Source organism: Streptomyces sp. NPDC004732 (genome assembly GCF_040609235.1).
GTDB lineage: Bacteria > Actinomycetota > Actinomycetes > Streptomycetales > Streptomycetaceae > Streptomyces.
In genome coordinates this window covers 172,399-186,440 of the sequence record NZ_JBEXJR010000014.1, presented here as the reverse complement: position 1 = coordinate 186,440, position 14,042 = coordinate 172,399, and the positions used below count along the sequence as shown (strand labels likewise).

10 protein-coding genes, 1 rRNA gene, 2 pseudogenes and 1 riboswitch are annotated in these 14,042 nt (G+C 69.0%); of the genes and pseudogenes, 12 read left to right on the top strand and 1 reads right to left on the bottom strand.

Annotated elements, in window-relative coordinates; all coding sequences use genetic code 11:
- From rrf to ABZV77_RS34895, 11 genes and pseudogenes are all read left to right on the top strand, one after another.
- A 5S ribosomal RNA gene (rrf, locus tag ABZV77_RS34945) occupies window positions 1–94 on the top strand; the annotation flags it as partial.
- 156 nt (window positions 95–250) lie between these two features.
- Window positions 251–859 carry a CDP-alcohol phosphatidyltransferase family protein gene (locus ABZV77_RS34940; RefSeq protein ID WP_356265978.1) on the top strand — a complete coding sequence of 203 codons (609 nt, stop codon included), beginning with the start codon at window positions 251–253 and terminating at the stop codon, window positions 857–859.
- A 117-nt stretch (window positions 860–976) separates the two neighbouring features.
- Window positions 977–3,472 (top strand): mannose-1-phosphate guanyltransferase, encoded by a 2,496-nt coding sequence (locus ABZV77_RS34935; RefSeq protein ID WP_356265975.1) that lies wholly within the window; start codon window positions 977–979, stop codon window positions 3,470–3,472.
- An 88-nt stretch (window positions 3,473–3,560) separates the two neighbouring features.
- On the top strand, window positions 3,561–4,460 hold the full coding sequence (locus ABZV77_RS34930; RefSeq protein ID WP_356265972.1) for a DUF881 domain-containing protein: 900 nt from the start codon (window positions 3,561–3,563) through the stop codon (window positions 4,458–4,460).
- A complete protein-coding gene (locus ABZV77_RS34925) occupies window positions 4,457–4,789 on the top strand; it encodes a small basic family protein (protein WP_030794354.1) in 333 nt (110 codons plus the stop codon). The genes ABZV77_RS34930 and ABZV77_RS34925 overlap by 4 nt, the downstream gene beginning before the upstream one ends.
- 5 nt (window positions 4,790–4,794) lie before the next feature.
- On the top strand, window positions 4,795–5,649 hold the full coding sequence (locus ABZV77_RS34920) for a DUF881 domain-containing protein (RefSeq protein WP_356266008.1): 855 nt from the start codon (window positions 4,795–4,797) through the stop codon (window positions 5,647–5,649).
- A gap of 82 nt (window positions 5,650–5,731) precedes the next feature.
- Window positions 5,732–6,700, top strand: coding sequence for an FHA domain-containing protein (locus tag ABZV77_RS34915; protein WP_356266005.1), 969 nt, complete (start codon window positions 5,732–5,734; stop codon window positions 6,698–6,700).
- A 46-nt stretch (window positions 6,701–6,746) separates the two neighbouring features.
- On the top strand, window positions 6,747–7,490 hold the full coding sequence (locus ABZV77_RS34910; RefSeq protein WP_356265968.1) for a MerR family transcriptional regulator: 744 nt from the start codon (window positions 6,747–6,749) through the stop codon (window positions 7,488–7,490).
- Window positions 7,491–7,564: 74 nt separating this feature from the next.
- A complete protein-coding gene (locus ABZV77_RS34905; RefSeq protein ID WP_030794342.1) occupies window positions 7,565–8,038 on the top strand; it encodes a bifunctional nuclease family protein in 474 nt (157 codons plus the stop codon).
- 169 nt (window positions 8,039–8,207) lie between these two features.
- Window positions 8,208–8,834 (top strand): MerR family transcriptional regulator, encoded by a 627-nt coding sequence (locus ABZV77_RS34900; RefSeq protein ID WP_356265964.1) that lies wholly within the window; start codon window positions 8,208–8,210, stop codon window positions 8,832–8,834.
- A gap of 37 nt (window positions 8,835–8,871) precedes the next feature.
- Window positions 8,872–10,388 (top strand): annotated as a pseudogene (locus ABZV77_RS34895) (DNA polymerase IV).
- On the opposite strand, the pseudogene ABZV77_RS34890 reads toward ABZV77_RS34895, so the two are convergent.
- Window positions 10,304–10,684, bottom strand: a pseudogene (locus ABZV77_RS34890) (PRC-barrel domain-containing protein); the annotation flags it as partial. The pseudogenes ABZV77_RS34895 and ABZV77_RS34890 sit on opposite strands and share 85 nt — an antisense overlap.
- A 144-nt stretch (window positions 10,685–10,828) precedes the next feature.
- Window positions 10,829–10,928: riboswitch (glycine riboswitch) on the top strand.
- Window positions 10,929–11,115: 187 nt separating this feature from the next.
- Here ABZV77_RS34890 and gcvP point away from each other — a divergent pair.
- Window positions 11,116–14,004, top strand: a complete 2,889-nt coding sequence (gene gcvP / locus ABZV77_RS34885; protein WP_356265961.1) for an aminomethyl-transferring glycine dehydrogenase — start codon at window positions 11,116–11,118, stop codon at window positions 14,002–14,004.
- Window positions 14,005–14,042: the final 38 nt, after the last annotated feature.

Sequence of the window (14,042 nt, the reverse complement as noted above, 5' to 3'; positions counted from 1 at the left end):
AACGCCCGGTTACATTCCGAACCCGGAAGCTAAGCCTCACAGCGCCGATGGTACTGCAGGGGGGACCCTGTGGGAGAGTAGGACGCCGCCGAACTTCTTTTACAGCCGCGGTCCCTGGATTCAATTCCAGGGACCGCGGCTTTTTTGTTTTCTGCGCCGAGGTGCTCGGCCACCCCTCTGCACCCGTGGCCCACAACTGAGGGTAAGGTCAGGGGGCATCATTGGCTCTTTCCCCACAGGAGGCCCCCGGGTGGAGGTCCAGGAGACGCGTGTCCAGACGGACCGAGTCCTCACCATCCCGAACATCCTCAGCATGGCGCGCCTCGCCGGTGTGCCCCTCTTCCTGTGGCTGATCCTCAGGCCCGAGTTCGGAGGGCCCAACAGCGACGGATGGGCGCTGCTGGTCCTGATGCTGAGCGGAATCAGTGACTACCTCGACGGCAAGCTCGCTCGGCGCTGGAACCAGATCAGCAACCTGGGCCGACTGCTCGACCCCGCGGCCGACCGGCTTTATATCCTTTCGACCCTGGTCGGTCTGACATGGCGGGAGATTCTCCCGCTCTGGCTGACCGCGGCTCTGCTGCTGCGCGAGCTGGTTCTGCTGGTGATGGTCGGGATCCTCAGACGGCACGGCTATCCGCCGCCGCAGGTGAACTTCCTGGGCAAGGCCGCCACCTTCAACCTGATGTACGCCTTTCCACTACTGCTCCTCAGCGACGGAAGTGGCTCGCTCGCCACACTTGCCGCGATTTTCGGATGGGCGTTCGCAGGATGGGGTACAAGTCTGTACTGGTGGGCAGGGATCCTCTACGTGGTTCAGGTCCGCCGACTTGTCAAGGTGGACAAGCCAGCCGATTGAGCTCGCCATTTGGCGGCTGCAGAGGCTCGAAGGCTCGCGTCTGACATAGATGGAGTGAGCCCATCCCGGTGAGCCGTGTCGGCTGGATCGTCGTCTAATGAGGAGGACGTTTCCGACATGAAGGCCGTCGTGATGGCCGGCGGTGAGGGCACACGCCTTCGCCCCATGACCTCGAGCATGCCCAAGCCGCTCCTTCCCGTGGCCAATAGGCCGATCATGGAGCATGTGCTGCGCCTGCTGAAGAGGCATGGGCTCACCGAGACCGTAGTGACAGTGCAGTTCTTGGCCTCTCTGGTCAAGAACTACTTCGGCGACGGCGAAGAGCTTGGAATGGAGCTCACCTATGCCAATGAGGAGAAACCGCTCGGGACCGCCGGAAGCGTGAAGAACGCCGAGGAAGCGCTGAAGGACGATGCCTTCCTCGTGATCTCCGGTGACGCTCTCACCGATTTCGACCTCAGCGAGCTGATTTCCTTCCACAAGGAAAAGGGCGCGCTCGTCACCGTGTGCCTGACGCGCGTACCCAATCCGCTGGAATTCGGCATCACCATCGTCGACGAAGAAGGCAAGGTCGAGCGCTTCCTGGAGAAGCCGACCTGGGGGCAGGTCTTCTCCGACACGGTGAACACGGGCATCTACGTGATGGAGCCCGAGGTGTTCGACTACGTCGAGGCCGATGTGCCGGTCGACTGGTCGGGTGATGTCTTCCCGCAGCTCATGAAGGAGGGCAAGCCGGTCTACGGCTATGTCGCCGAGGGCTACTGGGAAGACGTCGGCACACACGAGAGCTACGTCAAGGCGCAGGCCGACGTGCTCGAGGGCAAGGTCGACGTCGAGCTGGACGGCTTCGAGATCTCTCCCGGGGTGTGGGTGGCCGAAGGGGCCGAGGTGCACCCCGACGCCGTCCTGCGCGGGCCGCTCTACGTCGGTGACTACGCCAAGATCGAGGCGGACGTCGAGATCCGAGAGCACACCGTCGTCGGCTCGAACGTCGTGGTGAAGAGCGGCGCGTTCCTGCACAAGGCCGTCGTGCACGACAACGTGTACATCGGGCAGCACAGCAATCTGCGGGGATGCGTCGTCGGCAAGAACACCGACATCATGCGCGCCGCCCGTATCGAGGACGGTGCGGTCATCGGTGACGAGTGCCTGGTCGGTGAGGAATCGATCGTCCAGGGCAACGTCAGGGTGTATCCGTTCAAGACGATCGAGGCCGGTGCGTTCGTCAACACCTCGGTCATCTGGGAGTCCCGTGGCCAGGCGCACCTGTTCGGGGCGCGTGGAGTGTCCGGAATCCTGAACGTGGAGATCACGCCCGAGCTCGCCGTGCGCCTTGCGGGGGCGTACGCGACGACCCTGAAGAAGGGATCCACCGTCACCACGGCGCGTGACCACTCGCGTGGTGCGCGGGCGCTGAAGCGTGCGGTGATCTCGGCGCTGCAGGCCAGCGCCATCGACGTACGGGATCTGGAGAACGTGCCGTTGCCGGTCGCGCGGCAGCAGACGGCCCGGGGCAGTGCCGGCGGCATCATGATCCGGACGACGACAGGTGTGCCGGACTCCGTCGACATCATGTTCTTCGACGGGAACGGAGCGGACCTCTCACAGGGCAGTCAGCGCAAGCTCGACCGGGTCTACGCGCGCCAGGAGTACCGGCGGGCCTTCCCGGGCGAGATCGGTGATCTGCACTTCCCGTCCAGTGTCTTCGACTCCTACACGGGGTCGCTGCTGCGGAACGTGGACACCAGCGGTGTCGCCGAGTCGGGGCTCAAGGTCGTCGTCGACGCGTCCAACGGAAGCGCCGGTCTCGTACTGCCGAGTCTTCTCGGAAAGCTCGGGGTGGACGCGCTGACCATCAACCCGGGGCTCGACGAGTCGCGGCCCACGGAGACCGCGGACGCCCGCAGGGCCGGGCTCGTCCGGCTCGGGGAGATCGTGGCGTCCGCGCGGGCCGCCTTCGGGGTGCGGTTCGACCCCGTCGGTGAGCGGCTGTCGCTCGTGGACGAGAAGGGCCGGATCGTCGAGGACGACCGGGCCCTGCTGGTCATGCTCGACCTGGTGGCCGCCGAGCGGCGCAGCGGGCGGGTGGCGCTGCCGGTGACCACGACGCGCATCGCCGAGCAGGTCGCGGCGTACCACGGGACCCAGGTGGACTGGACGACCACGTCGCCCGACGATCTGACGAGGGCGGGTCGAGGGGACTCGACCATCTTCGGCGGTGACGGGCGGGGCGGGTTCATCGTGCCCGAGTTCAGTGGCGTCTTCGACGGAACTGCCGCATTTGTACGGCTCATCGGGCTGGTCGCGCGGACACAGCTCACCTTGAGTCAGATCGACGCGCGCATTCCGCGGGCCCATGTGCAGAAGCGTGATCTGGCGACACCGTGGGCGGTCAAGGGGCTCGTGATGCGGCGGGTGGTCGAGGCCGCGGGGGAGCGGTCCGTGGACACCACGGACGGAGTGCGGGTCGTGGAGGCCGACGGGCGCTGGGTGCTCGTGCTGCCCGACCCGGCCGAGGCCGTCACGCATCTGTGGGCCGAGGGGCCCGACGACGCGTCCGCCCAGGCGCTGCTCGACGAGTGGGCCACGGTGGTGGACAGCGCAGGTCGCTGACCTTCCCGGGCGCCGGGCAGCACCCGCAACAGGTGCCGCCCGGCGCGCCGGTGGGGCCATTCGGAGGTAGCGCCCGCGACGTGCGACGATGTGCGGCATGCCGCAGCAGCCCCCCGTTCGGAGCACCCCCTCGCGCCCCCGGCGCCCGGACGCCTCCATGTCGCTGCTCACCACCGTCATGGACCACAGCCTGGACGAGGGATACGCGGAGGCGGCGGCCCGGAAGAAGGCGAGAGGGGACGGTGGTGTCCCTCGCCCGCTGCGGGCCAAGCTCGGGCTCGCGGCCGGTCTCGTGCTGGCCGCGCTGGTGGTCACCGTGGGTGCGGCGCAGGCGCGCATAGAGGCACCGGTGGTGGCCAAGGAGCGCGAGGAGCTCATCGACCGTGTCGAGGAGGCGACGGCGGCTGCCGACGCGCTCGAGGACGACGTGGACGAACTCCGCGACGACGTGGGTGAGCGGCAGGAGGCCGCGCTGAAGAAGCACGGCGGCAGCCAGGGCGAGTTGGTGGGGCTCCTCTCCGGCGCCACGGAAGTCCACGGGCCCGGCGTGAAGCTCGTCGTGGACGACAAGAAGCAGGCCGATCAGGGTGGCGGCGGTCCGCGTGAGAGCTCCGGGTTCTCCGACACGGGGCGGGTGCGTGACCGGGACATGCAGCGTGTCGTCAACGGCCTGTGGCAGTCGGGCGCCGAAGCGATTTCCATCAACGACCAGCGTCTCACCGCGCTGTCGGCGATCAGGGCCGCGGGTGACGCGATACTGGTCGACAACCGACCGCTCGTGCCGCCGTATACGGTGCTCGCGGTGGGAGACGGGAAACGCTTGAGCACCCGGTTCCAGAACAGCCGCGACGGTCAGTACCTGCATGCTCTGCAGGAGAACTTCGGCATCCGGACCAGCATCTCCGTGTCGGACGAGCTCCGGCTGCCGGCAGCGCCGAGCGTGACCGTACGAACAGCAGAGCCGAAAGCAGGAAAGGGCACATCGTGATCGCCGTACTGGGCCTCGTCGTGGGAGTCGTGGCCGGATTGTTGGTTCGGCCCGAGGTTCCGGCGGTGGTCGAGCCGTACCTTCCGATCGCCGTGGTCGCGGCTCTCGACGCCGTGTTCGGAGGGCTGCGGGCGATGCTCGACGGCATCTTCGACGACAAGGTGTTCGTGGTGTCCTTCCTGTCGAACGTGGTGGTGGCCGCACTCATCGTGTTCCTGGGCGACAAGCTGGGCGTCGGCGCCCAGCTCTCCACCGGTGTGGTGGTCGTTCTCGGCATCCGGATCTTCTCCAATGCCGCGGCGATCCGTCGCCACATCTTCAGGGCGTGACGCCGATGAGCAACGACGAGAGCCCCGACTACAACTGGCGCAAGGAACTCCCCGCCGAGGTCCCCAGCGCGCCCGGCACACCCGGGCCGGAGACGCCCGCGGGGCCCGCGGGCCCCGAGCCCGAGGGGAAGCCGCAGCTCACCGGCCGTCAGCGGCTGGCGCAGGGCCTGTGGCCCCCGCGCGTGACCCGGCCTCAACTCATTGTCGCCCTGCTCCTGTTCGTGCTCGGCCTCGGTCTGGCCATCCAGGTGCGGTCCAACAGCGACAGCAGCGCGCTGCGCGGGGCACGGCAAGAAGATCTCGTACGCATCCTCGATGAACTGGATGACCGAACTGAGCGTCTGGAACAAGAGAAGCGGCGCCTCGAGGAGCAGCGGACCGGGCTGGAGAACAGTTCGGACCAGGCCGAGGAGGCCCGCAAGCAGACGGTCGAGCGGGAGAGGCAACTCGGCATCCTGGCCGGCACGGTGGCGGCCCAGGGGCCCGGCATCACGCTGACCATCGAGGACAGGAAAGGGGCGATCGAGGCTGACATGCTGCTCGACGCCATTCAGGAGCTGCGCGCCGCCGGTGCGGAGGCCATCCAGATCAACGACGTACGCATCGTCGCCGACACGTATCTGTCGGACGCCGAAGGCGGTGGCGTCCGGGTGGACGGCCGCAAGGTCGGTGAGCCGTACCTCTTCAAGGTGATCGGCAAGCCGCAGGATCTGGAACCTGCGCTGAACATCCCGGGAGGCGTGGTGCAGACTCTGGAGAAGGAGCAGGCCACGGTCACCGTGGAACGCTCGGAGAAGATCGTTGTGGACGCCTTGCGACCTGCGAAGCGGCCTGGCTACGCTCGGTCGTCCTCCCAGTGACGGGCGGACGCATGAGGGCCGTCGGGCGGGGGCATGAGGTTGCGGGGGGTCGGCGCACCAGAAGCACGGTGCGTGGTGGAAACTGTTTGGTGGCCACGGACGTTGTGAGAATGTCTGGCTCACCGATGAATGCCGGTGTGTGCAATCAGGGTTCGTCCTGCCCCACGGGCGGGTCTGTTTCGGTCAAGGGGAATCGCCCGTGAAGTTGTTTGCGAAGTTGTTCGGCAAGAGTGCACGTGAGGACAGCGGTAATCCGGCCACTGCCCGGCACCGTGCCCCGCGCTCCGGAGATGCCGAGGAGCAGGGCGCCGGGCGCCCGATGTTCCGGGATCAGGTCGCTGGTCCAGGTGGTGACAATTCGGGCGGACAGGGCGCGTCATCTGTTGACCCTGCCGGTCCCGGCCGCATAGGTTTCGGAGAACCTTCAACCTCAAGTACGGGTGGAGGGTTCGCCCCCGGCCCGTACGGATCGAATGCCCCCGCGGGGCAGCCACGGCAGGAGGACCCGTCCATGGCCCTGGTGTGTACGAGGTGCGGGAACCGCAACGCCGAGGCGAGCCGGTTCTGCTCCAACTGCGGTGCGCCGCTGCGGGCCGGAGCCGCCCCGGAGCGTGCGGCCGAGACGACCTCGACGATCTCCATCTCGGGCCTGGAGGCCTACGACGCCGAGGTGACGGGGCAGAACCCGTCTCCCGCGCTCTCTCCGGAGGCGCAGGCGGCCGTGGACGCGCTGCCGCTCGGTTCCGCGCTCCTCGTGGTGCGCCGCGGTCCGAACTCGGGCAGTCGCTTCCTGCTCGACGGCGAGCTGACCACGGCGGGGCGTCACCCGCAGAGCGACATCTTCCTGGATGACGTGACGGTGTCGCGTCGTCACGTGGAGTTCCGTCGGGTCCAGGACGGTTCCTTCACCGTCGCGGACGTGGGCAGCCTCAACGGCACGTACGTCAACCGGGAGCGGATCGACTCGGTCTCGCTTTCGAACGGCGACGAGGTGCAGATCGGCAAGTACCGACTGGTCTTCTACGCGAGCCAGCGGGCCGTCGGCCTCTGACCCTCCCCCCGGCGCCGTCTGGGGGGACAACCCCCAGGGAAGGTCCATGCTTCAAACACCGAGGGGCGGTGCCGGTAGCGGCACCGCCGCCGCGGACCGCCGGCTGATGAGCATCGGTACCGTGCTGAACGAACTGCGTGACGAATTTCCCGAGGTCACGATCTCGAAGATTCGGTTCCTCGAGGCCGAGGGGCTCATCGAGCCGCAGCGCACGCCTTCCGGCTACCGGAAGTTCAGCCCGGAGGATGTCGAGCGGCTCGGTCACGTCCTGAGGATGCAGCGGGACCACTATCTGCCTCTCAAGGTCATCCGTGAGCACCTGGACGCGCTGGAGCGCGGTGAGAGGCCTCCTCTGCCGTCCCTGGGGCGCCAGCGGGACGCCGGTGACGCCGGGGCCCAGGATGACGCCGAGGGGCCGACGGCGGCCCGTGTGGGCCGTGACGAGCTGTTGGCCGCCGCGGAGATCGACGAGGTGCAGCTCCACGAGTGGGAGACGTACGGCCTCGTCGCGCCGTTGCCGGACGGCGGGTACGACGCGGAGGCCGTCACGGTCGCCTCGCTCGTGGTCGAGCTGGGCCGGTTCGGTATCGAGCCACGCCACTTGCGGGTCATGAAGGCCGCCGCGGAGCGCGAGGCCGGGCTCGTCGACCAGGTGGTCGCCCCACTGCGGCGGCACCGCAATCCGCAGACCAGGGCGCATGCCGAGGCCCGGACCAAAGAGCTTGCGGGCCTCACGGGCAGGCTGCACTCGGCGCTCGTACAGACCGCGCTCGGCGTCAGATTGCCCTGACTGGACCGCTCCCGGCCGTTACTCGGCGGGTGCCCGACTACCCAAACCTGCCAGCCACGTCCTAGGGTTGCTGTGTGAACGAGCTCGACGTCGTAGGTGTCCGGGTCGAAATGCCCTCCAACCAGCCGATCGTGCTCCTGCGTGAAGTGGGAGGCGACCGGTACCTCCCCATCTGGATCGGACCAGGTGAGGCGACCGCCATTGCCTTTGCGCAGCAGGGCATGGCCCCCGCACGACCGCTGACCCATGACCTTTTCAAGGACGTGCTGGAAGCGGTCGGCCAGGAGCTCTCCGAAGTGCGCATCACTGACCTGCGAGAAGGTGTCTTCTACGCGGAGCTGGTCTTCGCCAGCGGTGTCGAGGTGAGTGCGCGGCCGTCCGACGCCATAGCGCTGGCGCTGCGCACCGGGACGCCGATCTACGGAAGCGACGGCGTCCTGGACGACGCCGGTATCGCGATCCCGGACGAGCAGGAGGACGAGGTGGAGAAGTTCCGCGAGTTCCTCGACCAGATCTCGCCCGAGGACTTCGGCACCAACAGCCAGTGAGCCACTTCCGGCGGCCCGTATCCGGCCATTCGGCTAGCCTTTCCCCGCGGTGAGGCACGGAAAACCACTCTCAGGGTGATTATCACTCGGCGTGCCGAGTGTGGCGATCGTTGACGAGCCCCTGGCGACTGCCTACCGTCGAGAAGGCAGGTCAAGGAGGGAGGTCGGCGTGAGAAGCAGCGGCGACGGTACGGCGATGGGCGGTCCGTACCCGATCCACGGCGGTGCGGCCGATCCCTCTCCGAACCGACCGATGGCGGTCCAGGGGAGCGGGGACGCTACGTCCGAGGATGCGGCACAGACCGAGCAGGTCGGCTACCGCGGTCCCACCGCGTGCGCGGCCGCGGGCATCACCTACCGGCAGCTCGACTACTGGGCCCGTACGGGCCTGGTGGAGCCCAGTGTGCGGGCCGCGGGCGGCTCCGGCACACAGCGCCTCTACAGCTTCCGCGACGTGGTCGTCCTCAAGATCGTGAAGCGCTTCCTCGACACCGGGGTGTCGCTGCAGAACATCCGCACCACCGTCCAGCACCTGCGGGAGCGCGGGTTCCGTGACCTCGAGCGGATGACGCTGATGAGCGACGGGGCGACGGTCTACGAGTGCACGACGTCCAGCGAGGTCCACGACCTGCTCCAGGGCGGGCAGGGAGTCTTCGGGATCGCCGTGGGCGTCGTCTGGCGCGACGTCGAGGCCGCGCTGTCCCAGCTGCACGGCGAGCGCATCGACACCGGGGAGACGCTCGTCGGGCACAATCCGGCCGATGAGCTGGCCAGAAGGCGCAACAGGGCCGTCTGAAGCCGCGTTGTCAGTGGCGTAAGGCAGCATCAGAGGTGTGAGAAGCGCGCCGACGATTCTGCATCTGGACATGGATGCCTTCTACGCGTCCGCGGAGCAGGCCGCGAAGCCGAGCCTGCGCGGAAAAGCCGTGGTGGTGGGCGGTCTTGGGCCCCGTGGTGTGGTGGCCACCGCTTCCTATGAGGCACGGCGCTTCGGCGTGCACTCGGCGATGCCCATGGGGCAGGCGCGCAGGCTGGCGCCCAATGCCGCCTATCTCGTGCCGCGCTTCGGGCTGTACCGCGAGGTCAGCGAGCAGGTGATGGGGCTGCTTCGGGAGCTGTCGCCGCTGGTGGAGCCGCTCAGCCTGGACGAGGCCTTCGTGGACCTGGAGGCGGGGGGCGTCGCCGACGACGCGGAGTCGGCCAGGGCCGTGGGGGAGCGGTTGCGGGCGGACATCAGAGAGGTGACGGGGCTCTGCGGGTCGGTGGGGCTCGCCGTGTCCAAGATGCTGGCGAAGATCGCCTCCGAGGAGGCCAAGCCTGACGGGCTCAAGCTCATAGCGCCGGGGACGGAGCGGGCGCTCCTGGGCCCGATGTCGGTGCGGACGCTGCCCGGCGTGGGGCCTGCCACGGGCGACCATCTGCGGCGGGCCGGGATCCTCACGGTCGCCGAGATCGCGGAGGCCGGTGAGGACGAGCTCGTACGGCTCCTGGGGAAGGCCCACGGCGGCTCTCTGTACGCGATGGCGCTCGCGCACGACGAGCGGCCCGTGGTGGCCGAGCGGGAGTCGAAGTCGGTCAGCGTCGAGGACACGTACGACGTGGACATCCACGACCGGGTGCGGGTCAGGGCGGAGGTCGCACGGCTCGCCGAGCGGTGTGTGCAGCGGCTGCGGGCGGCGGGGCACTCGGGGCGGACCATCGTGCTGAAGGTGCGCAGGTTCGACTTCTCCACGCTGACGCGCTCCGAGACGCTCCGTGGGCCCACGGACGACCCCGGGGTGGTGCAGGAGGCCGCGGCGCGGCTGCTGGAGGCCGTGGACACCACGGGTGGGGTCCGGCTCCTGGGAGTGGGCGTCACGGGCCTCGCGGACTACACGCAGGAGGACCTCTTCGCGCAGGCGCAGCAGGCTCAGGCGGCGGTGGAGGCCGAGGCGGAAGGGGCCTCTCCGGGCGAGGGCGACGAGGCCGTGTCCGGGGAGGCGGGGCGGCCCGAGGGGCCGGAGAAGGAGGGTGCCGAAGAGCCGGTGGCGCCGGTGGAGAGACGGTGGTCGGCCGGGCACGACGTGCGGCATGCCGAGTACGGGCACGGGTGGGTGCAGGGAAGCGGCCTGGGTCGGGTGACGGTGCGCTTCGAGACGCCCCTTTCGGCGCCGGGGCGGGTGCGGACGTTCCGTACGGACGACCCGGAGCTGGCGCCTGCGGAGCCGCTGCCGCTGGTGGCTGCGCCCCCAGCCGCCGCCTCCGGATGAGGTGGCTTCAGGGGGTCTCTGTGCCCGCGACGTGGCCGAAGTTCTGGTCCGGGGGCGGCACGGCGGGCGGGGTCCCTGGGGGCGTCGTGTCCAGGCCGTAGTGGTGGTAGAGCTGGAGCTCCTGCTCGGGGGAGAGGTGGCGGCCCACTCCGAAGTCCGGGGCGTCCCTGATCAGGGCCCGGTCGAAGGGGATGCGCAGGGTGCCGTCCTCGACGAGTTCGCTGGGTTCCAGGGGGACGAAGGCGTCCCGGCTGAAGAGACCGGTGCGTATGGCTGCCCATTCCGGTGCGCCGGTGGCATCGTCGAGGTAGACCTCGTCGATCGTGCCGATCTTCGCCCCGTTCCGGTCGAACGCCTTGCGGCCGATCAGGTTGCGCGGATCGATATCGGTCTGCACGGGCCCTCCAGCTGGTCGCGGCTTGTCGAAAACGGGCGTAACTCATCCTTAATCATTCGTAGTCACTACGAAAGAGCACTTCGGGGCAGGTGGCCACTCGAGGGATCGGTCCTGGTCCTCGCTGGTAGGCTGGCGCCTGGCTGCTGACCCCGTGCGGGAGAGCTCTCCGGAATGTACTTCCCGGAGGCGCCGAAGGAGCAAATCCTCCCCGGAATCTCTCAGGCACCCGTACCGCACGGACGAGGTCACTCTGGAAAGCAGGGCGGGCGTCGGGCGGGCACGTTCGGAACCCTTCCTCACCGACGGTGAAAGCAGATCTGTCGCAAGACGGGCCTGTGAAGCTCTCAGGTTGACATGACAGAGGGGGAGGCCGTCCGGGTACCCGCGCCGTGGTACCCCTCGCAGGTCGTGCAGACCAGGAGGCCTCCGCAATGACTGCCACCAATCGCATCCCGCTCTCCGAGCTCGAAGCGGGCATCCCCTTCGAGCAGCGGCACATCGGGCCCGATGCGGAAGCGCGGGCCAAGATGCTCGCGCAGGTCGGGTACGGCTCGCTCGACGAGCTGACGGCCGCCGCGGTGCCGGATGTGATCAAGAATGCCGAGGCGCTGAACCTGCCCGGCGCGCGTACCGAGGCCGAAGTGCTGGCCGAGCTGCGCTCCCTCGCCGACCGCAACCAGGTCCTCGATTCCATGATCGGACTCGGCTACTACGGCACCTTCACCCCGCCGGTCATCCTGCGGAACGTGATGGAGAACCCGGCCTGGTACACCGCCTACACGCCGTACCAGCCCGAGATCTCGCAGGGCAGGCTCGAGGCGCTCCTCAACTTCCAGACGATGGTCGCCGAGCTGACCGGCCTGCCCACCTCCGGGGCCTCGCTCCTCGACGAGGGCACCGCCGCCGCGGAGGCCATGGCTCTGTCGCGCCGCATGGGCAAGGTCAAGAACGGCGTCTTCGTCGTCGACGCCGACGCCCTGCCGCAGACCATCGCCGTCATCCAGACCCGCGCCGAGCCCACCGGCGTCGAGATCGTCGTCGCCGATCTGAGCGAGGGCATTCCGGCCGAGGTCGCCGAGCGTGGCGTCGTGGGCGTGCTCGTCCAGTACCCGGGCGCCTCCGGTGTCGTACGGGACATAAAGCCGCTCATCGACCAGGCCCACGAGCTCGGCGCCGTCGTCACCGTCGCCGCCGACCTGCTCGCCCTCACCCTGCTCACCTCGCCCGGCGAGCTGGGCGCCGACATCGCCGTCGGCACGACGCAGCGCTTCGGCGTGCCGATGGGCTTCGGCGGCCCGCACGCCGGATACATGGCGGTGCGCGAGAAGTTCGCGCGCAGCCTCCCGGGGCGCCTCGTCGGTGTCTCCGTCGACGCCGACGGCAACAAGGCCTACCGGCTCGCGTTGCAGACCCGTGAGCAGCACATCCGCCGCGAGAAGGCCACCAGCAACATCTGTACCGCTCAGGTGCTGCTCGCCGTCATGGCCGGAATGTACGCCGTCTACCACGGGCCCGAGGGCCTCAAGTCCATTGCGCGGCGCACCCACCGGTACGCGACGCTGCTCGCCGCCGGGCTCACCGCCGGAGGCGTCGAGGTCGTCCACGGCGCGTACTTCGACACGCTGACCGTGCGCGTCGAGGGCAGGGCCGAGGAGCTGGTCTCCGCCGCCCGCGAAGGCGGCGTGAACATCCACCAGATCGACGCCGACCACGTCTCCCTGGCCTGCGACGAGACCACGACGCGGGCGACGCTGGCCGCCGTGTGGGGCGCGTTCGGGGTCGAGGCCGATGTCCAGGAGCTGGATGCCGCCACCGCGGACACGCTGCCCGAGGGCCTGCTGCGCGGCGACGACTACCTGGCGCACCCGGTCTTCCACCAGTACCGCTCCGAGACCGCGATGCTGCGCTACCTGCGCAAGCTCGCCGACCGCGACTACGCGCTCGACCGCGGCATGATCCCGCTGGGCTCCTGCACCATGAAGCTCAACGCGACCACCGAGATGGAGCCGGTCACCTGGCCCGAGTTCGGCCAGCTGCACCCCTTCGCGCCCGCCCAGCAGGCGCAGGGCTACCTCACGCTCATCCGCGAGCTGGAGGAACGTCTCGCCGAGGTCACCGGGTACGACAAGGTCTCCCTGCAGCCGAACGCCGGTTCGCAGGGTGAGCTCGCGGGGCTGCTCGCGGTCCGTGGGTACCACCGCGCCAACGGCGACGAGCAGCGCACCGTCTGCCTCATCCCGTCCTCCGCGCACGGCACCAACGCCGCGAGCGCCGTCATGGCGGGCATGAAGGTCGTCGTCGTGAAGACCGCCGACGACGGCGAGATCGACGTCGAGGACCTGCGCGCCAAGATCGAGAAGCACCGCGACGAGCTGTCCGTGCTGATGATCACCTACCCCTCGACGCACGGCGTCTTCGAGGAGCACGTCGCCGACATCTGCGCGTCGGTGCACGAGGCCGGCGGCCAGGTGTACGTCGACGGGGCCAACCTCAACGCGCTGGTGGGCCTCGCCAAGCCGGGCCACTTCGGCGGCGACGTCTCGCACCTCAACCTGCACAAGACGTTCTGCATCCCGCACGGCGGCGGCGGCCCCGGCGTCGGCCCCGTCGGTGTGCGCGAGCACCTCGCGCCGTACCTGCCCAACCATCCGCTGCAGCCCGCGGCAGGTCCCGAGACCGGCGTCGGTCCGATCTCCGCGGCGCCGTGGGGCTCCGCCGGGATCCTGCCGATCTCCTGGTCGTACGTACGCCTCATGGGTGGCGAGGCCCTCAAGCGGGCCACCCAGGTCGCGGTGCTCTCGGCCAACTACATCGCCAAGCGCCTCGAGCCGCACTACCCGGTGCTCTACACCGGCCCCGCCGGTCTCGTCGCGCACGAGTGCATCGTCGACCTGCGGCCGCTCAGCAAGGCGACCGGTGTCAGTGTCGACGACATCGCCAAGCGGCTCATCGACTATGGCTTCCACGCGCCGACCATGTCGTTCCCGGTCGCGGGCACCCTGATGATCGAGCCGACGGAGAGCGAGGACCTGGGCGAGATCGACCGGTTCTGCGAGGCGATGATCGCCATCCGCCGGGAGATCGAGAAGGTCGGTTCCGGCGAGTGGACCGCCGAGGACAACCCGCTGCGGAACGCCCCGCACACCGCCGCCGCGCTGAGCGGTGAGTGGGAGCACGGCTACAGCCGCGAGGAGGCGGTCTTCCCGGCCGGTGTCGTCGTCGCGGACAAGTACTGGCCGCCGGTGCGCCGCATCGACCAGGCGTACGGCGACCGGAACCTCGTCTGCTCCTGCCCGCCGCTGGATGCGTACGAGGACTGATGCAGGCGCCCGTGTGGAGCGGGCATGCGTCGGGGCCG